Source organism: Aeromonas sp. R2-4, from assembly GCF_040908365.1.
Taxonomy (GTDB): Bacteria; Pseudomonadota; Gammaproteobacteria; order Enterobacterales; family Aeromonadaceae; genus Aeromonas; species Aeromonas veronii.
Map to the genome: position 1 here is coordinate 43,836 of NZ_JBFODO010000012.1, position 26,982 is coordinate 70,817.

At 59.5% G+C, this 26,982-nt stretch carries 23 protein-coding genes; 17 read left to right on the forward strand and 6 right to left on the reverse strand.

The genetic code is table 11. From position 1 onward, the window contains the following. Positions 1 to 26: 26 nt before the first annotated feature. The 7 genes from AB5Z05_RS04565 (at position 27) to AB5Z05_RS04595 (ending at position 7,818) form a co-directional block, all read left to right on the forward strand. Positions 27 to 1,766: a 4Fe-4S binding protein gene (locus AB5Z05_RS04565; protein ID WP_368150265.1), complete on the forward strand. Its 1,740-nt coding sequence runs from the start codon at positions 27 to 29 to the stop codon at positions 1,764 to 1,766. A 10-nt stretch (positions 1,767 to 1,776) separates the two neighbouring features. Then, positions 1,777 to 2,394, forward strand: coding sequence for a molecular chaperone (locus AB5Z05_RS04570; protein WP_368150267.1), 618 nt, complete (start codon positions 1,777 to 1,779; stop codon positions 2,392 to 2,394). Between the two features lie 117 nt (positions 2,395 to 2,511). Beyond that, on the forward strand, positions 2,512 to 2,715 hold the full coding sequence (locus tag AB5Z05_RS04575; RefSeq protein ID WP_021229865.1) for a transcriptional initiation protein Tat: 204 nt from the start codon (positions 2,512 to 2,514) through the stop codon (positions 2,713 to 2,715). Positions 2,716 to 2,738: 23 nt separating this feature from the next. Beyond that, the gene (locus AB5Z05_RS04580; RefSeq protein WP_204477524.1) at positions 2,739 to 5,615 is read left to right on the forward strand and encodes a formate dehydrogenase subunit alpha; all 2,877 of its coding nucleotides are present in this window, start codon (positions 2,739 to 2,741) and stop codon (positions 5,613 to 5,615) included. 5 nt (positions 5,616 to 5,620) lie between these two features. Then, complete coding sequence (gene fdh3B, locus AB5Z05_RS04585) at positions 5,621 to 6,280, forward strand: formate dehydrogenase FDH3 subunit beta (protein WP_005353752.1); 660 nt, start codon at positions 5,621 to 5,623, stop codon at positions 6,278 to 6,280. Next, a complete protein-coding gene (locus tag AB5Z05_RS04590) occupies positions 6,277 to 7,248 on the forward strand; it encodes a formate dehydrogenase subunit gamma (RefSeq protein ID WP_335856875.1) in 972 nt (323 codons plus the stop codon). Before fdh3B ends, AB5Z05_RS04590 begins: the two co-directional genes overlap by 4 nt. A gap of 159 nt (positions 7,249 to 7,407) precedes the next feature. After that, positions 7,408 to 7,818: a hypothetical protein gene (locus AB5Z05_RS04595; protein WP_013723543.1), complete on the forward strand. Its 411-nt coding sequence runs from the start codon at positions 7,408 to 7,410 to the stop codon at positions 7,816 to 7,818. An 87-nt stretch (positions 7,819 to 7,905) separates the two neighbouring features. On the opposite strand, the gene AB5Z05_RS04600 is transcribed toward AB5Z05_RS04595, so the two are convergent. Next, positions 7,906 to 8,670 carry a substrate-binding periplasmic protein gene (locus AB5Z05_RS04600; protein WP_368150270.1) on the reverse strand — a complete coding sequence of 255 codons (765 nt, stop codon included), beginning with the start codon at positions 8,668 to 8,670 and terminating at the stop codon, positions 7,906 to 7,908. A 274-nt stretch (positions 8,671 to 8,944) separates the two neighbouring features. Between AB5Z05_RS04600 and AB5Z05_RS04605 the strand changes: the two genes are divergently transcribed. Continuing rightward, positions 8,945 to 10,660 (forward strand): NAD-dependent malic enzyme, encoded by a 1,716-nt coding sequence (locus tag AB5Z05_RS04605; RefSeq protein WP_368150272.1) that lies wholly within the window; start codon positions 8,945 to 8,947, stop codon positions 10,658 to 10,660. Positions 10,661 to 10,747: 87 nt separating this feature from the next. Here the strand turns inward: AB5Z05_RS04605 and AB5Z05_RS04610 are convergent, their stop codons facing one another. Both AB5Z05_RS04610 and AB5Z05_RS04615 read right to left on the reverse strand, forming a co-directional pair. Beyond that, positions 10,748 to 11,089 (reverse strand): RT0821/Lpp0805 family surface protein, encoded by a 342-nt coding sequence (locus AB5Z05_RS04610; protein ID WP_040065365.1) that lies wholly within the window; start codon positions 11,087 to 11,089, stop codon positions 10,748 to 10,750. Next, a complete protein-coding gene (locus AB5Z05_RS04615) occupies positions 11,086 to 12,918 on the reverse strand; it encodes a hypothetical protein (RefSeq protein ID WP_368150274.1) in 1,833 nt (610 codons plus the stop codon). Before AB5Z05_RS04615 ends, AB5Z05_RS04610 begins: the two co-directional genes overlap by 4 nt. Positions 12,919 to 13,224: 306 nt before the next feature. Between AB5Z05_RS04615 and AB5Z05_RS04620 the strand changes: the two genes are divergently transcribed. From AB5Z05_RS04620 to AB5Z05_RS04640, 5 genes are all read left to right on the forward strand, one after another. Then, on the forward strand, positions 13,225 to 14,463 hold the full coding sequence (locus tag AB5Z05_RS04620) for a uracil-xanthine permease family protein (RefSeq protein ID WP_040065362.1): 1,239 nt from the start codon (positions 13,225 to 13,227) through the stop codon (positions 14,461 to 14,463). A gap of 551 nt (positions 14,464 to 15,014) precedes the next feature. Beyond that, on the forward strand, positions 15,015 to 15,746 hold the full coding sequence (locus AB5Z05_RS04625) for a substrate-binding periplasmic protein (protein WP_368150276.1): 732 nt from the start codon (positions 15,015 to 15,017) through the stop codon (positions 15,744 to 15,746). A gap of 64 nt (positions 15,747 to 15,810) precedes the next feature. Then, on the forward strand, positions 15,811 to 17,337 hold the full coding sequence (locus AB5Z05_RS04630) for a methyl-accepting chemotaxis protein (RefSeq protein ID WP_368150278.1): 1,527 nt from the start codon (positions 15,811 to 15,813) through the stop codon (positions 17,335 to 17,337). 376 nt (positions 17,338 to 17,713) lie between these two features. Continuing rightward, positions 17,714 to 18,505, forward strand: coding sequence for a transcriptional regulator (locus AB5Z05_RS04635; protein WP_368150280.1), 792 nt, complete (start codon positions 17,714 to 17,716; stop codon positions 18,503 to 18,505). Positions 18,506 to 18,515: 10 nt separating this feature from the next. Next, positions 18,516 to 19,034, forward strand: coding sequence for a hypothetical protein (locus tag AB5Z05_RS04640; protein WP_368150282.1), 519 nt, complete (start codon positions 18,516 to 18,518; stop codon positions 19,032 to 19,034). Here the strand turns inward: AB5Z05_RS04640 and AB5Z05_RS04645 are convergent. After that, positions 19,024 to 19,443: an N-acetyltransferase family protein gene (locus AB5Z05_RS04645; protein ID WP_368150284.1), complete on the reverse strand. Its 420-nt coding sequence runs from the start codon at positions 19,441 to 19,443 to the stop codon at positions 19,024 to 19,026. The two genes, AB5Z05_RS04640 and AB5Z05_RS04645, sit on opposite strands and share 11 nt — an antisense overlap. Before the next feature lie 160 nt (positions 19,444 to 19,603). On the opposite strand from AB5Z05_RS04645, the gene AB5Z05_RS04650 reads away from it, so the two are divergent. Further along, positions 19,604 to 20,104 (forward strand): SRPBCC domain-containing protein, encoded by a 501-nt coding sequence (locus AB5Z05_RS04650; RefSeq protein ID WP_158109531.1) that lies wholly within the window; start codon positions 19,604 to 19,606, stop codon positions 20,102 to 20,104. A 206-nt stretch (positions 20,105 to 20,310) separates the two neighbouring features. Here the strand turns inward: AB5Z05_RS04650 and glk are convergent, their stop codons facing one another. Continuing rightward, positions 20,311 to 21,282: a glucokinase gene (gene glk / locus AB5Z05_RS04655; RefSeq protein ID WP_368150287.1), complete on the reverse strand. Its 972-nt coding sequence runs from the start codon at positions 21,280 to 21,282 to the stop codon at positions 20,311 to 20,313. Between the two features lie 350 nt (positions 21,283 to 21,632). On the opposite strand from glk, the gene AB5Z05_RS04660 reads away from it, so the two are divergent. The 3 genes from AB5Z05_RS04660 (at position 21,633) to AB5Z05_RS04670 (ending at position 25,089) form a co-directional block, all read left to right on the forward strand. Further along, on the forward strand, positions 21,633 to 22,487 hold the full coding sequence (locus tag AB5Z05_RS04660) for a MurR/RpiR family transcriptional regulator (RefSeq protein WP_005334759.1): 855 nt from the start codon (positions 21,633 to 21,635) through the stop codon (positions 22,485 to 22,487). A gap of 163 nt (positions 22,488 to 22,650) precedes the next feature. Further along, positions 22,651 to 24,090 carry a pyruvate kinase gene (gene pyk / locus AB5Z05_RS04665; protein ID WP_216949041.1) on the forward strand — a complete coding sequence of 480 codons (1,440 nt, stop codon included), beginning with the start codon at positions 22,651 to 22,653 and terminating at the stop codon, positions 24,088 to 24,090. A gap of 213 nt (positions 24,091 to 24,303) precedes the next feature. Beyond that, entirely contained in the window at positions 24,304 to 25,089 is a 786-nt protein-coding gene (locus AB5Z05_RS04670; protein ID WP_005353696.1) for a hypothetical protein, read from the forward strand. Between the two features lie 91 nt (positions 25,090 to 25,180). On the opposite strand, the gene AB5Z05_RS04675 is transcribed toward AB5Z05_RS04670, so the two are convergent. After that, positions 25,181 to 26,929, reverse strand: coding sequence for an amidohydrolase (locus tag AB5Z05_RS04675; protein WP_368150289.1), 1,749 nt, complete (start codon positions 26,927 to 26,929; stop codon positions 25,181 to 25,183). Positions 26,930 to 26,982 lie beyond the last annotated feature (53 nt).

The window sequence follows — 26,982 nt, forward strand, 5'->3', positions numbered from 1 at the left end:
ATGAGGTGGCGCGCGCAGGAGTGTATGTGAGCACTGAACAAACATTGCCAAATCTGGCCCCAAATCTGGCCTCCAATCTTGCCCATGGGGCGGGGGCGGCCGAGCATAACGCGCGCGCTCGCGCCTATGCCCTGCAGCATACGGTCAAGACCGACAACCTGATCCCGGCTACTGTCTCTTACCAGAGTCAGGGGGGCCTGCTGCTGGTCGGCCCGGAAGATCGGATTCGCCGCGCGGCCAGCCAGCTGCCCGCCGGGGTGAAGCCGACTCTGCTGGTGACCGAAGCGGTCCATGACGCCGAGGCAGCGGATCTCGAATCTATTTTCGATGCCACCGCATCCCTCGCGGCCCTGACCCTGCGCGAGCCGAGCCTGACAGGGTATCTGGGGCAGTTCCAGCTCACCGGCCTCAACGGGCAGGGGGATCGGGTTAATCTGGCTGCGCTCTGTTTTCCACAACAAGCGACGGTGGGCAGCGAACCGTGCTTCGATCTGGTGGCCGATCTGGGCCGCGCCCCGCTCTTTGCGCTGGAGCGCCCGCCGGTTGGCTATCTGCATCTGGCCGATGATCAAGGGCTGGCCGAACGGCTCGCCGAGCTCTGTGCGCTGACCGGTATCTTCGACAAACCGCGCTATTTTCGCCTCGACCCCGAGGCCTGCGCCTTTACCGCCCGCGGCGTGCCCGGTTGCAGCCGCTGCCTCGATGTCTGCCCGACCGATGCCCTCAAGCCCATCAATGGTCGCATCCAGATCGATCCCCATCTCTGTCAGGGCTTTGGCAGCTGCGCCTCTGCCTGTCCGACCGGGGCGATTGCCTATCATCAGCCCGATGCCAACACCAGCGGCGACTATCTGTTCCGATTGATCAAGCACTACCGGGAGGCGGGGGGGGAAGCGCCGCAACTGCTGATCGCCGGCGAAAACGAGCGCGAATGGGTGGAAGCCGAACTCACCCGCCTGCCCGCCAACTGGCTGCCGATCTGGGTGGAGGAGAGCGCGAGTTTAGGCATCGAGAGCTGGTTCGCCGCACTCGCCTATGGCGCCAGCGCAGTGCGCATTGCGCTGGGTGACGATGTCCCCGAAAGCGTGCGGGCATTGGTTGAGCGGGAACTGGCCAGCGCCGCCGTGCTGTTGGCGGGCGCGGGTCTTGCTGCCGATCGCATCGCTCTGTTTGACGCAGATGCTGGTGAGCCTGTTTCCGGCCAGCCAACCGTTGCACTGCTGGATAAACCGCTCAAAGGGGACAAACGGGAGAACCTGTTTGCCGCCTTCGATGCCCTCTGGCAGGCCAACGAAGGGAGCCGTGAGCCGCTGACGGTGCCCCACGGCGCCCCTTACGGCAGTGTGGAATTGAAAGAAGCTGACTGCACCCTCTGCATGGGCTGCGTGGCGGTCTGCCCGAGCCGCGCCCTGCATGCGGTGGGCCATGCCCCCGGCCTCAACTTTATCGAGCAGGATTGCATCCAGTGCGGCATGTGCGAAAAGGCGTGCCCCGAGCAGGCCATCGTGCTCACGGCTCGCCTGCAACCCGTGCCCGAGGCGCGCCGCGCCGTGCAGAGCCTGAAAGCCGAAGAGGCTGCCTGCTGCATTCGCTGCGGCAAGCCGTTCGCGCCCGCCTCGATGATCCGCCGCATCCAGCAAAAGCTGGCCGGTCACTCCCACTTCCAGAACGAGGCCGCCCAGCGGCTGCGGATGTGCGAGGAGTGTCGGGTCAAGGATGTGTTTGCGGCGCTGGCGGCGGATCCCGTCTCCCAGCTCAAGGTGTGAGGTGCCAGTGATGAGTGAACAACATAACGAAAAGGCTGGCGAACTGACCATGACCGAACTGGAACAGAGCAGCGCCGATCTCTACGTCCTGCTGGCGAGCCTCTGGCGCGCCGCCCCCCGTGGCGAACAGCTCGCCTGGCTGCAAGGGGTGCAGGCTATGCCGGGCCCCTTTGCCAGAGGGCTCGGGCTGGTGCAGCTGGCGGCCAGTAGCCACAACGAAAACGAGCTTGCCGAGGAGTATCAGGATCTCTTTATCGGGCTGGGGCGCGGGGAGATCGTGCCGTTTGCCTCCTGGTATCTCACCGGCTCTTTGATGGAGCTGCCGCTGGCGGTGCTGCGCGCAGATCTGCAGTCCCTCGGTTTCGAGCGCCAGAGCGGAGTGTGCGAGCCGGAAGATCATCTGGCCGCCCTCTGTGAGGTGATGGCGGTGTTGATTGGCGAGCAACACCCGGAGCGCAACCGCTTCTATGAGCGCCACCTTGCCCCCTGGGTACTCGCCTGCTGCCGCGATCAGCAACAGGCGAAAGGGGGCAGCTTCTACCGGGCGGTCGGCGCCCTTGCCGAAGATTTCTTCAAGCTGGAAAACGAATTGCGCCTGCCGTTTGGCGCCTGCGTGGTGCCGGGCTGAACGCCCCTATCTGCGCATAACAAGAGCTGCGCATAACAAAACGAGCAGACGAGATATCCCATTGGACGCGAAGCTGGCGCGCAGGCGCTGGCAAGAACAACAACAGAGGTCACAAGAATGAGCGATGAAAAGCTGAAAGACCCGTCCCGCCGCAATCTGATCAAGGGAGTTGGCGTGGTCGCCACCATAGGCGTATTGGCCGGTGCCACCGGTCGGGTGGTGGGCAAAGAGGTGCTGACCCACGACACCGAGCCTGACAAGGGCTATCGGGAGACCCCCCATGTTCACGACTTTTATCGCACCCTGCGCGGCACCGACTGAGCCGGATCAGTGAAGGAGAACTCATGAAACTGACAAAACGTGCCGAGCAGCCCCAGGCGGGCGAGCAGGGCAATGAGGCCATTCGCGGTCAGGGGCTGACCCGCCGCGCCTTTATGGTCAACTCCGGTCTGGTGGCCGGTGGCGCCGTGGCCGCCGGTTGGCTGGCGCCAGCCATGATGCAGCGGGCCGAGGCCAAAACTGTGGCGGCCGGGGTGCCGGTCGAGGTGAAGCGCACCATCTGTTCCCACTGCTCGGTGGGCTGCGGCGTCTATGCCGAGGTGCAGAACGGCGTCTGGACCGGTCAGGAGCCGGCCTTTGATCACCCCTTCAACCTTGGCGGTCATTGTGCCAAGGGGGCGGCCCTGCGCGAGCATGGTCACGGTGAGCGTCGCCTCAAGTACCCGATGAAGCTGGTGGGCGGCAAGTGGCAGCGCATCAGCTGGGATCAGGCCATCGAAGAGGTGGGCAACGAGGTGCTGCGCCTGCGCAAGGAGTCCGGCCCCGACAGCGTCTACTGGCTCGGCTCCGCCAAGCACTCCAACGAGCAGGCCTACCTGTTTCGCAAGATGGCGTCGCTTTGGGGCACCAACAACGTGGATCATCAGGCGCGGATCTGCCACTCCACCACGGTGGCCGGGGTAGCCAACACCTGGGGCTACGGCGCCATGACCAACAGCCTGAACGACATGCACAACAGCAAGTCGATCATGTTTATCGGCTCCAACCCGGCGGAGGCCCACCCGGTCGCCATGCAGCACATCCTGTTGGCCAAAGAGCGCAATGGCTGCAAGATCCTGGTGGTCGACCCGCGCCGCACCCGCACCGCCGCCAAGGCGGACATGTACCTCTCCCTGCGCCCGGGTACCGACGTCGCCTTTATCTGGGGCATGCTCTGGCACATCTTCAAGAACGGCTGGGAAGACAAAGAGTTCATCCGTACCCGCGTCTACGGCATGGACGAGGTGCAAAAAGAGGTGGCGCGCTGGACTCCGGCCGAAGTGGAGCGGGTGACCGGCCTCAATGAACAGCAGGTCTATGGCGCCGCCAAACTGCTGGCCGACAACCGCCCCGGCTGCGTGGTCTGGTGCATGGGCGGCACCCAGCACACCACAGGCAACAACAACACCCGCGCTTACTGCATCCTCGAACTGGCCCTCGGCAACGTGGGCAAGAGCGGGGCGGGCACCAACATCTTCCGCGGTCACGACAACGTGCAGGGGGCCACCGACTTTGGCGTCACCTCCGACTCCCTGCCCGGTTACTACGGGCTGGAAGAGGGCTCCTGGAAGCACTGGGCCCGGGTGTGGGATGTGGATTACGAGTGGATCAAGGCGCGCTTTGACAACAAGGCTTACAACGGCAAGCTGCCGATGAACAACAACGGTATTCCGGTCTCCCGCTGGGTGGACGGGGTGCTGGAGAACGCCGATCTCATCGAGCAGGGCTCCAACATCCGCGCCATGTTCTACTGGGGTCATGCGGTCAACTCCCAGACTCGCGGCCCCGAGATGAAGAAGGCGATGCAAAAGCTCGACATGATGGTGATTGTCGACCCGTACCCCACCGTCGCCTCGGTGATGAACGATCGCACCGACGGCGTCTACCTGCTGCCGGCCACCACCCAGTTCGAGACCTATGGTTCCGTCACCGCCACCAACCGCTCCATGCAGTGGCGTGACAAGGTGATCGAGCCCCTGTTCGAATCCAAGGTCGACCACGAGATCATGTATCTGCTGAGCAAGAAGCTCGGCTTTGCCGACCAGCTGTTCAAACACATCAAGGTGGAGAACAACCAGCCGCTCTTGGAAGACATCACCCGCGAGTACAACCGCGGCATGTGGAGCGTGGGCTACACCGGCCAGAGCCCGGAGCGGCTCAAGGCGCACCAGCAGAACTGGCACACCTTCCACAAGACCAACCTCAAGGCCGAGGGCGGCCCGGTCAGTGGCGAAGTGTACGGTCTGCCCTGGCCCTGCTGGGGTACCCCTGAGATGAAACATCCAGGCAGCCATATCCTCTACGACACCAGCATTCCGGTGTCGGAAGGGGGCGGTGGTTTCCGCGCCCGCTTCGGCATCGAGTATCAGGGCGTCTCGCTGCTCGCCGAAGACTCCTGGCCGAAGGGGAGTGAGGTGGAAGACGGCTATCCCGAGATCACTGCCGACCTGATGAAACAGCTTGGCTGGTGGGATGAGCTGACCGAGGCCGAGAAGAAAGAGGCCGAGGGCAAGAACTGGAAGACCGATCTCTCCGGCGGTATCCAGCGGGTCGCCATCAAGCACGGCTTCGTCCCCTACGGCAACGCCAAGGCGCGCTGCGTGGTGTGGACCTTCCCGGATCAGGTGCCCAAGCACCGCGAGCCGCTCTACACCCCGCGCCGCGACTTGCTGGCTGACTACGCCACCTGGCCCGATGCCAAGAGCCTGTGGCGCCTGCCGACCCAGTACGCCTCGGTGCAGGAGAAGGATGTCAGCAAGGAGTTCCCCATCATCCTCACCTCGGGCCGTCTGGTCGAATACGAGGGGGGCGGCGACGAGACCCGCTCCAACCCCTGGTTGGCTGAATTGCAGCAGGAGATGTTCGTCGAGATGAACCCGGCGGATGCCAACGACGTCGGTGTGCGCGACGGTCAGGATGTGTGGGTCGAGGGGCCGGAAGGAGGCCGGGTCAAGGTGAAGGCGCTGGTGACCCCGCGGGTCAAACCGGGGCTTGCCTTTATGCCGTTCCACTTCGGCGGCCACTTTGAGGGCAAGGATCTGCGATCCAAATATCCGGAAGGGTCTGACCCCTATGTGCTGGGGGAGTCGGTCAACATAGTCACCACCTATGGTTATGACCCGGTCACCCAGATGCAGGAGACCAAGGTCACCCTGTGCCGTTTTCGCAAAGTAGGAGCTTAGATTTCATGGCCAGAATGAAATTCATGTGTGACACCAAGCGCTGCATCGAGTGCAACGGCTGTGTGACGGCGTGCAAGAACGAGAACGACGATGCCCTCGAGTGGGGCATCCAGCGCCGCCGGGTGGTGACCCTCAACGACGGCCTGCCGGGGGAGACCTCCATCTCGGTCGCCTGCATGCACTGCACAGATGCCCCCTGCATGGCGGTCTGCCCGGCCGACTGCTTCTATCACACCGACGACGGCATCGTGCTGCACAACAAGGATCTCTGCATCGGTTGCGGCTACTGCCTGTTTGCCTGCCCGTTCGGGGCGCCCCAGTTCCCGAAAACCGCCGCCTTTGGCGATCGGGGCAAGATGGACAAGTGCACCTTCTGCGCCGGCGGCCCGGAAGAGGATCACAGCGAGGCGGAGCGCCAGAAATACGGTGCCAACCGTATCGCCGAGGGCAAGCTGCCCATGTGTGCCGAGCTCTGCTCCACCAAGGCACTGCTGGCCGGGGATGCGCAGGTGATCTCCGACATCTTCCGTGAGCGGGTTGCCTATCGTGGTGCCCCTCATGCAGCTTGGGGGGCTGATGAACAGGCGCTCTATCGTGACGCCAGCAAACCTCACGATGGCAGAGGCAAGGGGCTCAAGCTTGGCAAGCAGGAGGATGGCCAATGAGACACTGGCTGACAGCGCTGCTGACGGCCTTGCTGCTGTTCAGCTCGCCCGGCTTCGCTGATGCGCAGAAAGAGGCGGTCGGCTTTGCCGGCGCCGATTACTGGCGGGCGGTGAAGGATGGGCAGGAGGGGGTGACCACCTCCCGCTCGCCGGAGCACGGGGTGCTGATCTCGGTGCCGGGCCAGCTCTGGTTCGAGGTGAAGACCAAGTGGGTGTCGCCGCTCGGCGCCATCGCCATTTTCGGCTCCTTGGCCATGTGCGGCCTGATGTACCTGGTGGTGGGGCAGACCAAGCTCTCCAAGCCGCGCACCGGGCGCAAGCTCAAGCGCTGGAGCAGGCTGGATCGGGCGCTGCACTGGACCACGGCGGCTATGTTTCTGACCCTCTCCGGGTCGGGGCTGGCCATCATCTACGGCAAGTACTTCATCAAGCCGGTGGTGAGCCTCGGGGTGTGGGAGAACTGGATCTGGTTTGCCAAGGTGTTCCACAACTATGTGGGGCCGCTCTTCTTCCTCTGCCTGATGGGGGTGCTCATCAAGTGGTTCCGCCACAACATCGTCAACATGGTGGATGTGCAGTGGTTCATGAAGTTTGGCGGCATGCTCGGCAAGCACAAGGGGAGTCACCCCTCGGCGGGCTTCTCCAACGGCGGCGAGAAGGCGATCTTCTGGCTACTGATCTGGTTTGGCGGCATCGTGGTGGCGACCGGGCTGTTCCTCGACTTCCCCATCTTCGGCCAGCTGCGCCGCCAGATGGAGTGGGCCAGCTTCATCCATATCGTCGGAGCGCTGATCCTTATCTGCGGCTTTATCTTCCATATCTACATGGGTCTGTTCCAGCTGGAAGGGGCGCTGGAGGGGATGGTGACCGGCGAGGTGGACGAGACCTGGGCCAAGGAGCACCACGACCTCTGGTATGAAGAGGTGAAACACACCCTCGATGAGCCCAAGGCGGGCAAATCAAGCTGATGGTCGACAAAGAGTAAAGAGAAGGGGCGCTGCGGCGCCCCTTTTGATGGCGGGTCGATCGTGATGGCAAATTGATTGAGCGATACCGCGAACGGCGATGGTTTTTTGGGCCACCTTGAGCAACAGTAACAGGGGTTCCATTCACACAAGGGATGACAAATGATGAGAAAAGCATGGCTGGCAGCGGTATGTGCATCTGCGCTATTCGGTGGTATTGCGGGCGTGGCGCAGGCGGCTGACGGGATCAAGACCCAGCAGGTGCAGTTCAAGAAGGGGGAGTCAGGGGCAACCATCAACGGCACCATTCAAGGTAGCCAGACCCTCGATTACAAGCTGACGGCCAACAAGGGCCAGAGCATGGTGGTGATCCTGACCGGCAAGCCCTACTTCAATATTCTGCCGCCGGGCAGCAAGGGGGAGGCGATGTTTATCGGCTCTACGGAAGGGAACAACTTTGAGGCGACCCTGCCCGCCAAGGGCACTTATACCATTCGGGTCTACCAGATGGGGGCGGCCGAGAGCAGCAAAGCCAAGACGCCGTTCAAGCTGGAGGTGGGCATCAGCGGCTAATGCCAGCAGCTGACAAGCATCACAGAGGTGGCGGCCACAAAGGGCCGCCACCGTTGTTTTATCCCCTCTGTTTTTGCCTCGCCAAGGTTAATAGCCCCCCCGGGCCAGCCGTTCGAAGTAGCGCTTATAACGTCCGCTGGCGATGGCCTGCTGCAACTGCTGATTGAACTGATCCCGCAGTTTGGCTGAATCGGGCATCTTGCGCGGGAACATCACGAAGCTGTCGTTGCGCAGAAAAGGGGTCTGACTGTGGGTGATGAGTGCCGCGCTGGCGGGGTCGAGCTGGCTCTGCAACTCGGCCAGACCGACTCGCAGCTCTTGCGGATAGAGGTCGATCCGCCCGCGCAGCAGCTTGCCGAAATTCTGCTTCACGTCGGTGACTTTCTGTTGGGTTACCTTGCCATCGGCCACCATCTTGTCCAGCTCGGGCCCGTAGCTATAGGCGATATCGCCCCCCAACCGCATACCGATGATCTGCTCAAGGCGCTCGGCTTGCAGCTGCCGTGATTTGAGGGAGAAGAAGACAAACTGCTCCTGCAGCACCGCTTCGCTGAACAGAAAATCCAGCTCCCGCTCCGGTTTGTGCATCCAGACGGCGGTGGCGTCGTAGAGCTGGCTGTTGGCCGCCAGCGAATAGACCCGGCCCCAGGGGGCGAAGTGGAACTTCACCTGATAGCCCGCCTCCTTGAACAGATCGCTGATAAGGTGGGCCACTGGCCCGTGCTGTTTTGACTGCTCGGAGACAAAAGGGGGCCATTCACCCACGATGATGTTGAGCACCCGGCCCGGAGCGCCGAGAGCCGACTGGCAGGTCAGAAACAACCACAGAGCAAGCAGCGGGATCAGGCGCATGGCAGGAAGAAGGGGGCGCAGGCTGGCAGAGGTGAGGGCATCAGATCACTCCCGGCTGTGATGCGGTGAAAGGGGCTGGGTTGCCCGCAATGCTAACATGAGTCTCATTCCTTGCCGTGGATATTTGTCTCGCCGGGGTCGCCGGACGCCTATTTTGGCCGCAGGGTATGCCCAAGCTCACAAAACCGATCGAGTAAAAGTCATATGATTGATTTCATTATGAGTCTTGCTCTCCTGCCGAACGGCAATTTCACGTAAATCAAAGAGAATGACTATGGCTACCGGACAATATCTGCTGTGGAAAGATGCACAGGGACAGGATTTTCGCCCCGTTGCACTGACCGGCACTGATCTGCTTAACAATCGATACCTCAACAAGGGCACGGCCTTCACCGAACAGGAGCGGGCCGATTTTGATCTCGATGGTTTGCTGCCGCCTCAGGTACAAACTTTTGAAGCCCAGCTCGAGCGAGTGTATGAGGGGTTCAAGAGCGCTTGCAGCGATATCGAGAAGTACCAGAACCTGCGTGCCCTGCAGGATCGCAACGAGACTCTCTTCTATGCCCTGTTGTCACGCCATGTGGAGGAGATGACTCCCTACATCTATACCCCGACCGTGGGCAAGGCGTGCCAGGAGTTCAGCCACCGCTTCCAGAAGCCGCGCGGCCTCTACATCACCCCGGACAACGTGGATGACATGGGCAGTCAGGCCCGTCACTTCGATGCCAAATCGATCCGCATCATAGTCGTCACCGACAGCCAGGGCATTCTGGGGATCGGCGACCAGGGTGTAGGTGGTATGGGGATCCCCATCGGCAAGTTGGCGCTCTATACCCTGGGGGCCGGTATTCACCCCGCCTGCTGCATGCCCATCGCGCTGGATGTGGGCACCGACAATCAGAAACTGCTCGATGACCCCATGTATCTGGGCCGCCCCCACAAGCGTATTCGCGGCAAGGAGTACGAAGAGTTCATCGACAAGTTCGTGCAGGGGGTCAAGCGCCACTTCCCCAATGCGGTGCTGCAGTGGGAAGACTTCAGCAAATCCAATGCCTTCAACAATCTGGCCCGCTACCAGCAGTCACTGCCGTCATTCAACGATGATATTCAGGGCACCGGTGCCGTGGTGCTGGCCGGTATCATCGGCGCGGTCAAGGTCAAGGGGGAGACCCTGGGCCAGCAGAACTATCTGGTCTACGGCGCTGGCGCCGGCGGGGTTGGTGTCGCGGATCAGATCTGCGCGGGGATGATCCGCGAGGGGATGGATCCGCAGGCGGCCCGCGATCGCATCTACATTCTGGATACCCAGGGGCTGGTGTGCGACAACCGCGAGGGGCTTGACGAGTACAAGCGTCGCTACGCCAAACCGGGGCTGCTGCTGGCAGGCTGGGATACCGAGGTGCCCGGCAAGGCCAATCTGGCCGATGTGCTGTGTCATGTGCCCATTACCGTGTTGCTGGGTACCAGCGGCTCGGGCGGTGCCTTCCAGGAAGAGCATATCCAGCTGATGCTGCAGCATTGCGAGCGCCCCATGGTGTTCCCGCTCTCCAACCCGACCGCCAACTGTGAAGCGCTGCCGGAAGATATCTACCGCTGGAGCAAGGGCAAAGCCATCGTTGCAACCGGTAGTCCGTTCAAGGATGTGAGCTACGAGGGGCAGGAGTTCCGGGTGGGGCAGGGCAACAACGTCTTTATCTTCCCCGGTGTAGGTCTGGCGGCCATCGTCAGCCAGATCCGCGAGATCACACCCGATGTCTTCACGACCGCCGCCTTTGCGCTGGCCGAGTGCGTGAGTGAGGTTGACCTGGCGAAAGGGGCCGTCTATCCACGCATTCGCGAGCTGCGCAGCATCTCGGTGCATGTGGCGACCGCCGTGCTCAAGGATATCGTGCGTCGGGATCCCTCCCACCCGCTGATCGGTCAGGATCTGCAGCAGCATATCCTCAACCACATGTGGGAGCCGGTTTACCTGCCCTATCGTCGGGTATAACCGCGTATTCACCGCCCCGATAAAGGGTCGGTAAAGATGAAAAGGGGGTAGCGCTGCTACCCCCTTTCGTTTACCCCGTGGCATTCACTAAGTTCGCAATGGCCGCCAGCGCCCTTGCTGATTGCGACAGGCGGTATCCTGCCACTGCTGGCTCGCCTTGCCGATATAGAGTTGCTCGCGATAGTCGCGACACCACTCCCCGCTGGTATGGCGGAAGGTGCGTAGCGGGGTGACGCTACCCGAGTGACGATTAGCCGGATTGAACCAGGTGAGGCTCTGCCCTTTGGTGCGGGTTTCCAGCGCCTTGGCAAGGGCCTGATTGGCCAGTTGAACATCTGCCTTATCCATCTGATGGTAAAGCGGCGGAGTGTCGACCGTGGCGCAGCCTGCGAGGCCGAGCAGGAGGAGTGTTAGCAGATAACGCATCATGGTTGCCCCTGTTGGCGAAAACCGTTGTTGAGCAGCGCCCGCTCTTGCTCATCGGTAAGCACTTGCTGGCGATCATCGACCGTGCCATCACCTCTTAGTTTGTTGCCATTGGCATCGACGGCATCCACACCGTTGTCATCGACCGTGCCATCGCCCCTGAGCTTGTTGCCATTGGCATCGACGGCATCTACGCCGTTGTCATCGACTGTGCCATCGCCTCTGAGCTTGTTGCCGTTGGCATCGATGGCATCCACGCCGTCGTCATCGACTGTGCCGTCACCTCTGAGCTTGTTGCCGTTGGCATCGACGGCATCTACGCCGTTGTCATCGATGGTGCCATCGCCTCTGAGCTTGTTGCCATTGGCATCGACGGCATCTACACCGTTGTCATCGACAGTGCCGTCACCTCTGAGCTTGTTCCCGTTGGCATCGACGGCATCCACACCGTTGTCATCAACGCCATTGCCAAATCCGCGGCCACCCCCATGGCGTTCTCCCCCTGCATGTTTTTCTCCACCAGCATGCCGTTCACCTCCACCATGCTGCTCTCCGCCGGCATGCTCGCCTTGGCCGCCACTGTCATCGCTGCCCCCATCGCTGTCGCTGCCACCGCCGCTGTCGCTGCCTCCGCCGTTGTTGCTGCCTCCGCCGCTGTTGCTGCCTCCGCCGCTGTTGCTGCCTCCGCCGCTGTTGCTGCCTCCGCCGCTGTTGCTGCCTCCGCCGCTGTTGCTGCCTCCGCCGCTGTTGCTGCCTCCGCCGCTGTTGCTGCCTCCGCCGCTGTTGCTGCCTCCGCCGCTGTTGCTGCCTCCGCCGCTGTTGCTGCCTCCGCCGCTGTTGCTGCCTCCGCCGCTGTTGCTGCCTCCGCCGCTGTTGCTGCCTCCGCCGCTGTTGCTGCCTCCGCCGCTGTTGCTGCCTCCGCCGCTGTTGCTGCCTCCGCCGCTGTTGCTGCCTCCGCCGCTGTTGCTGCCTCCGCCGCTGTTGCTGCCTCCGCCGCTGTTGCTGCCTCCGCCGCTGTTGCTGCCTCCGCCGCTGTTGCTGCCTCCGCCGCTGTTGCTGCCTCCGCCGCTGTTGCTGCCTCCGCCGCTGTTGCTGCCTCCGCCGCTGTTGCTGCCTCCGCCGCTGTTGCTGCCTCCGCCGCTGTTGCTGCCTCCGCCGTTGTCGCTGCCTCCGCCGCTGTTGCTGCCTCCACCACTGCTGCCCCCACTGCCACCATCGCCATCTTTGTTGTGAACGATCAGCTCATTGGCGATGTAGCTGTGGCTGCCATCGAGCAGCAGATTGAAGAGTGCGGTAGTGGGAGATGCCTCGATCCAGCAGAGTGACTCAACCAGCAGTAATTCCGGCTGGGGTTGCAGGGCCAGATTGCCCGTCACCATGGCAGGTGCCGGGCGACACATTATCTGCATGCCGGTAAATAGCGGCAGCACCGCCAGTTGCGGGTTTTCGGTTCGGGTCATGGCCGGTGAGATGGCCGCCCAGCCCCGAGTGGTCAGCAGAGGGTGCTCTGCGGTAAAGAACGGGGGCAGATCATTGATCCCGTAGAGTCTGCGCTTGCCCAGTATGACCCGTTCGATCGCCAGGATCCGGTTACTGCTGCCGTGCTGATCCAGCACCTGTTCACCGACCCGGAGCGTCTCTATGGGGCGGGTGGAACCATCGGCCATCGTGATGCGAGTGCCGGCGATAAAGCAGGACTTGGCATAGGCCTGATTCATTTGCCACTCATTTTGGGCGAAATCATAACTGAACGGGTTCGCAAACAGGGCGAGTGCGATGGCCGAGCCAATAAGCAATCTGCGCTGGCTGGCCTTGAATGGGGGCTGTGACATGGGGACTCCTTGTCCATCTTGATTCACAGGATCCATTATAGAGCGCGCCCCTGGCGGCGGCATTTTTGACCATGAACACAATAAACATGATGGAAAAACGATTGGCGTTCGTCACAATAATGCGTAAAATCACATACTCGATGCTTGTAGCAACGAATCCCGCCTAAAAAGCCAGTTTCATGCCCTTCCCAAGCAGTAAAAGGCAACAAGTGACGTATTTGTGTTCATTTTGTGCCTTGGAAAAGTCTTGTGATAACTGAAAAGTGATAAATATCCCCGTCAGTTATCAAAAAATTAAGGACATCCATGTTTTCCTTAGTCAAGCAAAGTGTCGCCGGGCTGCAAATCCTGTTTGTCGCCTTCGGTGCCATGGTTCTGGTGCCCCTGCTCACCGGACTGAACCCCTCCATGGCCCTGCTTGGCGCCGGTGTGGGCACCCTGTTGTTCCAGCTCTGCACCCGCCGCCAGGTCCCGATTTTCCTCGGTTCCAGCTTTGCCTTCATCGCCCCCATCATCTACGCCACCCAGACCTGGGGATTGCCATCCACCATGTTTGGCCTGTTTGCCGCCGGTTTCATGTATTTCATTCTGGCTGCGCTGATCCGGGCAAAAGGGATGGGGTTTGTGCACAAATTGCTGCCCCCGGTGGTGATTGGCCCGGTGATCATGGTCATAGGTCTTTCTGTGGCGCAGGTTGCCTGCAACATGGCGATGGGCCGTGCCGGTAGTGAGCAGGTAGTACCTGCGGGGACTGCGTTGACGCTGGCCGGTATCTCGCTGGCGGTCACCCTGATTGCAGCTGTGTTCTGCAAGGGGTGGATCAAGCTGATCCCCATCCTGTGCGGCGTGATTGCCGGTTATGTCTCGGCGGTGTTCATGGGCCAGGTGAGTTTCGATGGCATGGTGAACGCCCCCTGGCTGGCGCTGCCCCACTTCGAAACCCCGGAGATCAACTGGGCTGCTGCGTTGTTCATGTTGCCGGTAGCCATCGCCCCCTGTATCGAGCATATCGGTGGCGTGTTGGCGATTGGTGGTGTGACTGGTAAGGATTACACCAAGGAGCCGGGTTTGCACCGTACGCTGGCCGGTGACGGCATCGGCGTCTGCTTCGCCGGTTTCATCGGTGGCCCCCCTGTGACCACCTACGCCGAAGTGACCGGTGCCGTGATGATCACCCGCAACTTCAATCCGGTCACCATGACCTGGGCTGCGGTGTTTGCCATCATTCTGGCCTTCTTTGGCAAGTTCAATGCGCTGCTCACCTCCATCCCCATGCCGGTGATGGGCGGTATCATGCTGCTGCTGTTCGGATCCATCGCCGCCATCGGTCTCAAGACGCTGGTGGAATCCAAGGTGGATCTGGGACTGTCACGCAATATCGCCATCGTCGCCGTGACGCTGACCGTCGGTGTCGGTGCGCTGGAGATGAAGATTGGCGACTTCGCGCTGGCCGGCGTTGGCCTGGCCTCTGTTGCCGCCATCCTGCTCAACCTGATCCTGCCTGCGCACTCCGAAGAAGGTGTGATGGACGCGGCCAAGGACTGAGTTTCACCAGACGTTCATTGTTGATTTGGAGAAGGCCACCTCGCGGTGGCCTTCTGTTTTTCGGGTATCTCGCGCCACTTTGTGGCTCGGCGGAGCTCATCTGGAATCTAATCTGGAAGCAGATGAGGGGGTTAGCATTCTCATTTGACGTATCTCTTTTCGTGACCTTAGCTAAAGGACAGGTTTGGCTCTGAGGTCTCCTCGAGCAGTATGGGAAAATGGATGTTGGCGTTTTATATCATTTCTCTCCCAGACCCCTGTCATAAAACGATGCGCTTCTTCTTTGCCACGGCGCTGTTGTATGGCAGAGGCTTATCCGCCCCACTCCGCACACCCCTCATGCTGCCCTGGCATGTTTCCACATCGATTTGTTGTGAGCCTCCCTCGCCGGTTGCGTTTCGTTGCGCACAGGCAAAATCCGGATCTGTTTGCTGCTGCACATGGGTGGGCGGCGAGCCGTGAAAGCCGGCATGACCCCAGCGGGTCAAACGTGCACCGCCATCGGTAACGGCGGATGTTCAGGGATGAATGGCAAGCAAAGCGAGGTTGCAATGAACTATCAACTGCTGTGGAAAAGTGCAATTTTTTCAGTCTCTTCCATGATGGCGATAAGCGCTGTTCAGGCTGCGCCACTGAATGTGATGACCGAGGATTACCCGCCATTCAACATGCAGGGAGAGGGGGGCAAGATTGTCGGGCTGTCGACCGAGGTGGTCGAAGAGCTGTTCAAGCGTGCTGGGGTCGAATACAGGCTGACCCTGATGCCCTGGAAACGGGCGTACGAAGATACCCTCGGTACTCCCAATACAGCCCTCTACTCCACGACCCGCACTCCGGAGCGGGAAGCACTGTTCAAGTGGGTCGGGCCGCTGGTCAATAACAACTGGGTGTTTTTCTCCAGCTCGACCGCCAATATCACGGTCAAGTCGCTGGAGGATGCCAAGCAGTATTCGGTGGGTGGTTATAACGGCGATGCGGCCGCCGAATATCTCAAGGCCCAGGGATTTGCCAAGTTGCAGCTTGCGGCCAACGATACCGCCAACGTGAAGAAACTGGAGGCGGGCCGCATCGATCTTTGGGCAACCGGCCAGTATCTGGCGCCCTATCTGGCCAGCAAGGAGAAGGTGGCCTCACCCAAGCCGGTCTTCGTGTTCAAGGAAACCCAGATGAGCTTGGCGTTTAACAAGGATACGCCCGATGAGCTCATCACCAAGCTCAACGAGATCCTCGCAGCCATGAAGGCGGATGGCACCATCGACAAGATCAATGCCAAGTACCAGTAACAGTACCAATAGCAAGTGCCGCTCAATGGCACTGCGCCGGCTGCCGTAAAACCGGGAGGAAACCATGGATTGGAAAAGTCTGACGTTCAGGATTGCCGTGTTGACCTCCCTGTCGGTGAGTCTGCTACTGGTGTTGTTTGGCGGTTATAACTACCACGCCGTCAAGGCGGAGAGCTACAGCAAACAGAGTGCGCTGGTCGAACAGGCCATCGGTCGGCTGCAGCTCTCCCTGCCCGGCCCGCTGTGGAATTATGAATCGGCCTTTATCGAGGCATCGCTCAAGTCCGAGCTGGCGGCCGATATCCTGAGTGCTTTGCTGGTGGTCAACAAGGACAAGCTGTTAGCCGGGTTTGCCCGTGACTCGGCGGGGGACATTGCCCCCGTGACAGCCATGCCTGCCGATACTGCTGCCTATGGGGGATATGATCTGGTCTATGACGACAGCGGCCAGAAAAACACCGTGGCCCGATTGCTGGTGCAAACCAGTGATGCCGCCATTCAGGCCCAACTGCGCCAGCAGTTGATCACCACCGTCTGGCAGATCCTTGTGCTCGATCTCTGCATCATCGCCCTGTTGATGGTGCTGATTCATCGCAATGTGCTCAGGCCGCTTCACCAGATGAATCAGGCGGTGTTCGATCTGGCCAAAGGAGAGGGGGATCTGACCCGGCGTCTGAAGATCAGCCGTCAGGATGAGATGGGCGCGCTGGCCACCAACATCAACCACTTTATTGCCAAGTTGCAGGAGATGGTGGCGGAGATCAACGAGCTCTCTGCCGGTGTGTTGCAAACCGCTGAACTCTGTGACTCCCTCTCGGCAGATACCCGGGTAGGCAGTGACGCCCAGCAATCCGAGCTGGATCAGGTCGCTACCGCCATTACCGAAATGAGTCAGGCAGTGCAGGAAGTGGCTGGTAACGCGGTGAAAACCTCTGGCGCTACCGATGAGGCCAACCTCTATGTGGAGCAGGGTTACAATCTGGCGGGCCATGCCAATGAGGCCATCCATCAACTGGTGGGGGAGGTGGAGCGAGTAGCCACCCTGATGCGCACCCTTTCGACCGAGAGCAGCAGCATTGGCACCATCATCGAAGTGATCAACGGCATTGCCGAGCAGACCAATTTGCTTGCCCTCAACGCGGCCATCGAGGCGGCGCGGGCGGGTGATCAGGGGCGCGGTTTTGCGGTGGTGGCGGATGAGGTGCGCACCTTGTCGGGCCGTACTCGCCAGTCGACGGAGGAGATCAGCGCCAGTATCAAGCGGTTGCAGCAAGCGACCCAGAATGTCGGGGCCGGCATGCAACAGAGTCAGGAGAAGGCATCCCGCGCCGGCATCGAGGCGGCAGATGTGCAGATATCGGTGGAGAAAATTAAAAATCAGGTCAGCCTGATCCGCGAGATGAACATGTATATCGCCCAGGCATCGGAAGAGCAACACTCGGTGGCGGAAGCGGTCAGCCACAGCGTCAACCGGATTGCGACGCTCAACAGCGAGAGTGCGGCCAGAGTGGCACAGGTTGCCGAGGCTAGCAGCGATCTGCGGCAGCTGTCGGCCCAGCTCGACACCCTGCTCAAGCAGTTTCGGGTCTAGTCAGTTCACTTCGCCCCGTTGGATCATCCTGCGGGGCAGGTAAGGTTCCCTTTATTGTGAGCGCTGCGAGATGTTGTGAGGGGCAAGGGGCCTTGTCCTGCAGCGTTTTTCGTCATGCCCATGTCACTGTTCAGCTGAGATTGGCGTGACCGCGATACGCGAAACTCGCAGCATCATGCTCTGCCCGATACGCAGTCCGACAGCGCTGGACGCATATTTTCATTTTCCCCGCTCATGCCTGTTAGCATCTATTGTGCCGCTGATCCCGACCCTTTAGAATTTCGTTTAATTACAGCGAGTCCTGAGCCGCCATCTGGCTTTATCAGGTGTGGAATCCCATCTTCTTCATGATGAATGCAAATAACAGGTGGTTGGTATGACGGGGGTTGCGCCAAGCAATAACATATCAGCCTATCACTTCGGTGATTATGTCTTTGATGTCAAAAGGCGAGAGCTGATCTTCTGTGCCGACAAGGACAACTTGCAAAGCGCTCGGGTGGTGCGCTTGTCATCGGCAGAGAGCCTCATTTTCAGCTATCTGCTCGATCACCATGACGAGGTGTGCGACAAGGATCTGTTGCTTGATATCGGCTGGTTGGGTCGCCCCATCAGCCCCAACTCCCTGAACGTGGCTATCGCCAATATTCGTCGCCACTTCGCCTCATCCCCCCAGACGCTGGATATCAGAAGTACCCCGAAAAAAGGGTACTCCCTGCATCTGAACTGCAAGATGAAGAGTTATTACGGCAAGGCACTGCCAACAGAGAGTGAGCCCTTGCCCGAGCCGATGAGCGAGCCCACGCCTGCAGTGGCTGCGCAGTCACCGTCGACACCAGCAAGTTCTGACCACTTGATCATCAAAGAGCCTGCAGCTCCCCGTTCTTTTGGTGAGCGGGCCAAACTTGCCTTTCTCAGCGGTATCGGGCGGCCAATGCTGGCAAGGGGCCTGATATACGTCAATCTGCTACTGGCTGTGCTGGTGGCGTTTGTCGCCAGCTATCTCCATTTCGAGTGGCTCCATGTGCACTGCACCGACTCGCCGACCGGCGTTGTTTGCCAGATGGAGGCACGTAGCGATGTGCCACCAGTCAAACCGGCATCGCTGGTGCTGGTCTCCGGCCACCAGGTTCGCGTGCTTTCCTATAAAGAGCTCGAAAAAACGCTGTAAGGGATCTCTGATGAAACGAACGCTGAAAAATACCTTGCTGCTGTTGCCACTGCTTGTCGTGCTGCTGTTTGTGTTCGGGATGTTTATCAACAGTCTGGGCTGCCATTACGACCTGAAAATGTCGGCCAATGGCGTCAACTATCACGGGGTGTGCCGCTGGGGCAAAATCACCGTGATCGAAGAGGAGGAGGCGACCAGGGAGAAGTGGCGAGTGACCGGTTTTCAACTGACCTTCTTCAACCAGCTTGTTTACCTCATAGACAGTCGTACCCAACTGCACGAATCGGGTAACGATGACTCCTATCTCAATGAGTACAACCTGATCCAGTCGCAATATGCGCTGGTCAACTATGCCTGGGTGCCGCTGACCGAAAACAAGGTGGCAATTTTCCAGCGCGATCCGGTGCACGAGGTCGTGATTGCCCAGCGAGATGGCTGGTTCGATCTCTACCGCTGGTTCTTCCCCCCGGCACCGCTGGTGCCTGTTCAGCCACAAAGCGCAGGTGCCGGGCGTCCCGCTAGTTTCTAAGCAACTTGCACCAGGGGCCGGTGACCTCGCAGTGGCCAGTCTCATCACTGTTTTGCCAGCCCAGCCGATGGTAGAAGGCTAATGCCGCCGTGTTGCGGGTCGCAACCTTGAGCGAGCCGTGCGGCGAATCAGCGAGGCCCCGCTCCAGCAGGGCGCGCCCTATCCCCTGACCGTGCCAGTCGCTTGACACATAGAGGTGATGGACGAAGTGATCGGGCTGCCAGATGGCGATAAAGCCGCAGATATTGCCCCCCTGTTCGGCTACCCACACCTGTTCACTTTTGGTCTGTTCCTCGAAATCCTCGAGTTGGAAACGGGCGGGATCGACCCAGTGAAAGGTGTGGCGGCGGCTCTTTAAAAACAGCCGGGCCAGTTGGGGAATGTCGTGTTCTTCCATGAGCCGGATCATGATGCCCTCCCGGATCAAGCCAATGTTCATTGAGGCAGTTGCACAGCGGCAGGTTAATTGATGCAAATGACAAGGGTGTGATTAAGCACTGTCCATTGTATTTGCCATGGGGCTATACTGCCGGAGTCCCTTGTATGGATGGCTTGAGGATCGCTGATTTATGGACAATAAACTGATTGAAGGCAACATTTTTGTTCCGGCGCACATAGACGATGTCTGGCACGCCTGGACTACCGAAAGCGGTCTGCGCAGTTTTCTGGCTCCCGAATGTTTGATGGTGGCCGAACCGAATGGTCCTTTCGAGATCTACTTCAGGCCTGATGCCCCGCTGGGTGAACGTGGCAGCGAAGGGTGCCGGGTCATGGCCGTCATGCCCTATGACTTGCTCAGTTTCAGCTGGAACTTCCCGCCCAGCCTGCCCCATATCCGTCAGCAAAAGACCCAGGTTTGCCTGCGATTTGTGCCGGAAGGGCAGGGTACTCGCCTCTACTTCCTGCAGAGCGGTTGGGCCAATGATCCGGATTGGGATCTGGGTTATGCCTATTTTCGAGAAGAGTGGCTGGAGACCAGCCTGCCACGGTTGCAGTACCGTTTTACCCACGGACCCATCGACTGGAACAATCCTCCCGACAAGGCGCAGCTGAAGGCGCTGGCCCAGTAATTCCGGATATCAGACATAAAAAAAACCGGCCAAAAGGCCGGTTGAAACAGTTCAGGCTTGTCAGGTGACAAACGTATCCAGCGGATGAGAGTCGCTTTCCACTCCTTGTGAAGCACAACACTCTTGGTTACGTGCGGCAACTTTATGCCATTCACACTGAATCGAGGCTGAACCATGGATGATCCCGCCTCGCCACCCTCTTCAAATCAGATAGTGATCCCCATCGACTGGCGCAAGTAAGCGCCCGCACCGAGCAGCCCCGGCCCTTCATGGGTGATCAGAAACACCGGGATCTCCTTGAGGTAGGACTTGAAGCGCCCCTTGTCTTCAAAGGCGACCCGGAAACCGGAACCGGTAAAGAACTCCTGGAAGCGCGGCACTATGCCACCTGCGATATAGACGCCACCAAAGGTACCCATATTGAGGGCCAGATTGCCGGCAAAGCGGCCCATCAGCACGCAGAACAGGCTCAGGGTGCGACGGCAATCGAGGCACTCCCCGGCCAGTGCGTGCTCGGTAATGTCTTTGGGGGCAAACGGCTCTGGCTCACGGCCATCGGATTTCACCAGCCCGCGATAGAGATTGACCAGACCCGGGCCGGAGAGGAAACGCTCTGCCGAGACATGGCCCAATTCGCCTCGCATTACTTGCAGCACTGCATCTTCCTCTTCGGTGTTGGCAGCAAAATCCACATGACCACCTTCACCAGGCAGGCTCAGCCACTGCTCACCCGCCTTGACCAGATGGGCGACCCCAAGGCCGGTGCCCGCACCATAGATGGCGATGGGCTTGCCCGCTACCGGCGCGGCGCCACCAAGCTGGATGCGATCCGATTCAGCCAATACCGGCACCGCCATCGAGACCGCAGTAAAGTCGTTGATCACTTGCAGGCGTACCAGCCCGAGATTGCTCTGCATCTCGCTGATGGAGAACTCCCAGCTGTGGTTGGTCATGGCAACCCAGTCACCGTTGATGGGGCAGGCGATGGCAATGCAGGCTTCTTCAGCTACCTGAACCTTGTGTTCTTCCAGATAGAGGCGTACCACGGCTTCAAGGCTGGGATGGGCCAGACCTGAGTAGGTCTTTGCTTGAGAGATAGTACCGGTGGCCAGCTCACACAGGGCCAGACGCGCATTGGTGCCGCCGACATCGCCGACCAGCGCATGGGTATGCTGCATAACAACTCCTTCGTTACAGGATGGGGACGACTCTGGTGTCCCGAGATTATTGTTGGATTATGACGGCCCATTCTATCCGAGCTCAGGCTTGCTCACTCGCCGGATCGATACAAACGTGCGCCTGCTCACAGTGTTGTTGCTTTGCAACATTTGTAAGCGCTTTCATGGCTAGGTGACGTTTTGTAACGAAAAGTACGAAATAATTAGAGATGAGTCATACTTTGTATGGCAGGCGTTAGTTGCGATAACCGCTTGTCTTGTATAGTCCTTAGCTTGAATGGAAACTTGCTTAGCCGTAGATTGAGTGCAAAGACACTGAAGCTAAATTACAAAAACGCCTGGTGGTGATGATGAATACCCTTGATAAAATTACGAACAACTTGGAAAGTTTCAGTAAATCAGAACGCAAGGTTGCCGAGGTGATCCTGGCGTCTCCCCAGACCGCCATCCACTCCAGCATCGCCGCTCTGGCCAAGATGGCCGACGTCAGTGAACCGACCGTCAACCGCTTTTGCCGCCGTCTCGATACCAAGGGCTTTCCTGATTTCAAACTCCATCTGGCCCAGAGCCTGGCCAATGGCACCCCTTACGTAAATCGTCATGTGGAAGCGGAAGATGGGCCGGATACCTACACCGCCAAGATCTTCGAATCCACCATGGCTTGTCTGGATGCCGCCAAAAATAGCCTAGACATCTCTGCCATCAACCGCTGCGTCGATATCCTGACCCAGTCCAAGAAAATCAGCTTCTTCGGCCTTGGTGCCTCCTCCGCCGTTGCCCGCGATGCCCAGAACAAATTCTTTCGCTTCAACATTCCGGTAGTGAGCTTTGACGATATCGTCATGATGCGCATGAGCTGCATCAACAGCAGCGAAGGGGATGTGGTGGTGCTCATCTCCCACACCGGCCGCACCAAGGCGCTGGTCGAGATCGCCGCGCTGGCCCGCGAGAACGACGCCACCGTGATCGGCATGACCGCCAAGGACTCCCCGCTGGCCCGCGAGTGCAATCTGGTGCTCTCCATGGATGTGCCGGAAGATACCGATGTGTATATGCCGATGGCATCCCGCATCGCCCAGCTGGCACTGGTGGATGTGCTGGCGACCGGTTTTACTCTGCGCCGGGGGATGAAATTTCGCGAAAATCTGAAGAAAGTAAAAGAGGGATTGCGCGAATCCCGCTTCGAAACCCCGCACTCTTCCTGAACCGTCGGGGGCTCCGGCCCCCGACTGTCTATGCCACCCGCCTTGGTGTAGTATTGTAATTTAATAACAAAAACCACCCAGATGGTTTGCAAACGGGTGCATCGAGCCATGGGCTTGATGGGGCAGAATCTCAAGTCATATCAACTTCATATTGGAGTCTTTCATGCCTAGACGTACAAAGATTGTAACCACACTCGGTCCGGCTACCGACCGCGAAGGGATCCTCGAAGGGATCATCCGCGCCGGGGCCGACATGGTGCGGATGAACTTCTCTCACGGCACTGCTGAAGACCATATCCTGCGCGCCAACCAGGTGCGTGACATTGCTGCCAAGCTCGGTCGTCACGTCGCCATCATGGGTGATCTGCAAGGCCCGAAAATCCGTGTTTCCACTTTCAAGGATGGCAAAATCTATCTGGCCATCGGTGACAAGTTCATTCTCGACGCGGCACTCGGCAAGGGTGAAGGTTGCCAGGAGCAGGTTGGCATCGATTACAAGAGCCTGCCAGACGATGTGGTACAGGGCGACATCCTGCTGCTGGACGATGGCCGTGTACAGCTGAAGGTCGAGCAGGTTGAAGGCACCCGCATTCACACCACGGTGACCGTGGCCGGGCCGCTCTCTAACAACAAGGGCATCAACAAAAAAGGGGGTGGTCTCTCCGCTCCGGCCCTGACCGAGAAGGACAAGGAAGACATCAAGACTGCTGCCCGCATGGATGTGGACTATCTGGCTGTCTCCTTCCCGCGCTGTGGCGATGATCTGCGCTACGCCCGCGAGTTGGCCCGCGAAGCCGGTTCCAATGCCAAGATCGTGGCCAAGGTTGAGCGTGCCGAGACCGTCGCCACCGATGAGGCGATGGAAGACATCATCCTCGGTTCCGATGCTGTGATGGTCGCCCGTGGCGATCTGGGTGTCGAGATCGGTGACCCCGAGCTGGTTGGCGTACAGAAGAAGTTGATCCGCCACTCCCGTCGTTTGAACCGCGTGGTGATCACCGCGACCCAGATGATGGAGTCGATGATCAATGCGCCTTTGCCGACTCGTGCAGAGGTCATGGACGTGGCCAACGCAGTGCTGGATGGTACCGATGCGGTGATGCTCTCTGCCGAGACTGCCGCCGGTCAGTTCCCCATCGAGACAGTGACCTCCATGGCGAGCGTCTGTGTCGGTGCCGAGAAGCACCCGAGCCTGAACGTCTCCAACCACCGCATGAGCTACACCTTCACTTCCGTTGAAGAAGCTGTAGCCATGTCCACCATGTATGCGGCCAACCACCTGGAAGGGGTGAAGGCGATCGTGGCGTTGACCGAGTCCGGCACCACTCCGCTGCTGATGTCCCGTATCAGCTCAGGTCTGCCGATCTTCGCCATGTCCCCCCACAACAAGACCCTGGCCTGGACCAACCTCTACCGTGGTGTTACCCCAGTGATGTTTGACGGTGACGAGACCAAACCGGTCTACGAAGTGTGCCGCGACGCGCTGGCCGTGCTCAAGGAGAAGGGGCTGCTGCAAAGCGGCGACATGGTGCTGCTGACTCACGGTGACAAGATGGAAACCGTGGGCAGTACCAACACCTGCAAGGTGATGATGGTCGAATAAGCCCGTCCGGTTTTACTGTGCTTAACAAGGCTGCTCCTCTTTGATGAGCAGCCTTTTTGTTAACCGCAGTCGGGCTGTGGCGGTATAAACAGGACTCAATGATTGCTTAACCGGATTCCCCTTCCGATAATGCGGGAGTGATTTTCAGCGGGTAGCCTGTTGTAGGTGATCGCCCCAGGTAACCCAGACACTCGACAATACGGGAGTGAAAAAATGAACAAGCGTAACTGGTTGCTGGCCTTGTCACTGAGTCTGGCCTTCTCACCCTGTTATGCCGACTGGGCCAAGCTCAAGGCCGCAGCGTCCGATTTGGGAGCGGCAGTGAGCGAGACCAGCAAGGAGGTGTGGCAGGATGTCAGCGATTTCTCCAAGAAGAGCTGGGCCTCCATCTCGGCCTGGGGGGAGGATGCCTTCAATACCGCCGGGGTCTGGACCGACAAGAGCATCGCGACCGGCAAGGAGTGGCTGAAGGCGGCCGACAAGGAGCTCAACGAGATGCTCAACCCCAAGACGGCGAAAGAGGCGAGGATCGCGCTCAATACCATGGCCGACACTGCGCTGATCCGGTTGTTCAACGAGCAGCCATCAGCCAAGTTGTTGTTTGACAAGGCTTATGGCTATGCAGTGTTCGATTCGCGCAAGTTCTCCCTGATGCTGCATACCAATCAGGGGGCCGGGGTGGCGGTCAATCGCAAAACCGGCAAGCACACCTATATGAAGATGTTTGGGGCGGGTCTGGCGGCCGGGATTGGCGGCAAGTTCTATCAGCAGGTGATCCTGTTTGAAGACAAGGCCAGATTCGATGCCTTCGTGACCCAGGGGTGGGAAGCTACCTCCGAAGTGGGTGTGGTGGCCGGCAAGGAGAGCGCCGAACTGACCGCCAAATACAATGGCGGCATGGCCATCTACCAGATTGGCGAGAAGGGTTTGCTGCTCGATGCCAATATCTCCGGCTCCAAGTACTGGATTGACAAGGACTTGACTGAAACGAGCCGCTAATCCCGCCGTTATCGGTTGCTCACTGCACGCCATGCGCTTGTCGTGATCTTGCCAACAGGCCCGCAGTGCGGGCCTGTTTGTTCTCTCGGTGTCAGTGGGCTGAATAGACCTGCTTGCCCTTGAACATGGTCCAGAGCACCTTGGTCTCCTTGATCTCTTCGCTTGCTACCTGTTCCAGATTGCGATCCAGCAAGATCAGGTCAGCACTCTTGCCCGCGCTGATGGAGCCAATCTCTTTCTCCCGTCCAATTACCTTGGCGGCGTTGAGGGTATAGGCCAGCAAGATGGCCTGACGGCTGATCTGCTCGCTGGCGGGGGGCAGCAAGCCAAGCTCCCCTTGACGAGTGATCGCGGTATACATGGCGAGGAAAGGGTTGGGGCTGGAGACCGGCCAGTCACTGGCACCGGCGATAATGGTGCCGCTTTGCAGCAAGCTGCCTGCCGGATAGAGGCGGGCCAGTGCCGGAGGCACTTTTCCTTCAAGCAGCAGGGTCGTCGCCACGTTTTTCCCGGCCCACAACAGTTGCATCGATGCGGCCACATTGAGTGGTTTGAAACGGGCAATGCTGGCCGGGCTCACCACCTCCAGATGGGTGATGCTGTGCAGCGGGCGGTGATCCTGATTGTGGGCCCGGGCATAGGCGATGGCATCGAGGGATTCTCGGACGGCCCGATCGCCGATGGCATGAAAGTGAGCGATAAGTTGATGGGCATCCGCGGTGCGGATCAGCTCGTTGAAACGCTGCTTGTCCAGATCGTCCTTGCCGCTGTAACCGGGACGGTTGAGGTAGGGCTCGCTCAACTTGGCGGTCTGGGATGGATACTCGATGACACCATCTTGCAGGATCTTGATCCCCACCAGTTTAACGTCCGGGGCATCTTGAAACTGCTGTTGCAGCGCCAATACGTCATCAATGATGGCGGGTGATGCATGTATCCCCACCAGTGCCAGTGTGGACACATGTCCGGTCAGCTTGCCTTCCCGGGAGAGCATGCTGTACGCCGGCAGCAGGCCGGTATCGCGGCGATCCGGCTCGGCGTTGAAGATGGGGGCGAGGGGGCGAATGTTGCTGATAGGGTCCATCCAGGCGGTAATGCCCACCTGATTGAGTTGTTTGGCGGCAGTCATGATGGCATTGGCAATCGTCTCGTCGCTGACAGGAGGCAGCGCCTTGAGGATGGCATCCCAGCCGCCTTCCGAGGCAAAGCCATTGAGCTTGCCGGATGGGGTGAGGCCAAAATTGCCTTTCAGCGGAGCATAACGACCGTCAAGGGTGTCGGCATCAATGTCAGCCTTGCGCAGCATGGCCTGATTGGCCCAACCGGTGTGGGCATCCGAACCGGCCAGTACTACGGGTATTTGCTGGTATTGCGGGTCATTGAACACCTGATCGAGCAGGGGAAGCTGATGCCAGTAGTCGAGGGAGACATTGCTGTATAGCTCTACATCGCCCAGTGTCAGGCGGGGTTCATCCTTGCTGCGGGTCAGAAAGTGTTGCACCTGCTCAACCTCACTCATGGCATCGGGAAAGTTAACCGTCATCCCCTGAAAACCGGCAAATGCCGCATGAACATGGCTGTCGATGAGCCCTGGCATCAGGTACTTTCCTTTCAGATCAAGATGCTTGGCATGGTTGCCGAGGCGGGCGCTGACCTCCTGATAGCTGCCGACTGCCACTATCTTTTTACCTTCAATGCCGACCGCTTCCGGGTGAGGGTTCGCCGGATCACCACTGTAGATGGTGCCGCCAAAGATCAGCGTCTGGCTCTGTGACTGGGCATTGGCGGCAGCGGGAAGCGTTACCAGCAGGCTGGCGAGAAACAGCGTTTTGATATTCATGGGCATGACTCCGTCGCTTCGGTGCCCGAAGGCACCGAAGTGGGTAAAGGAAA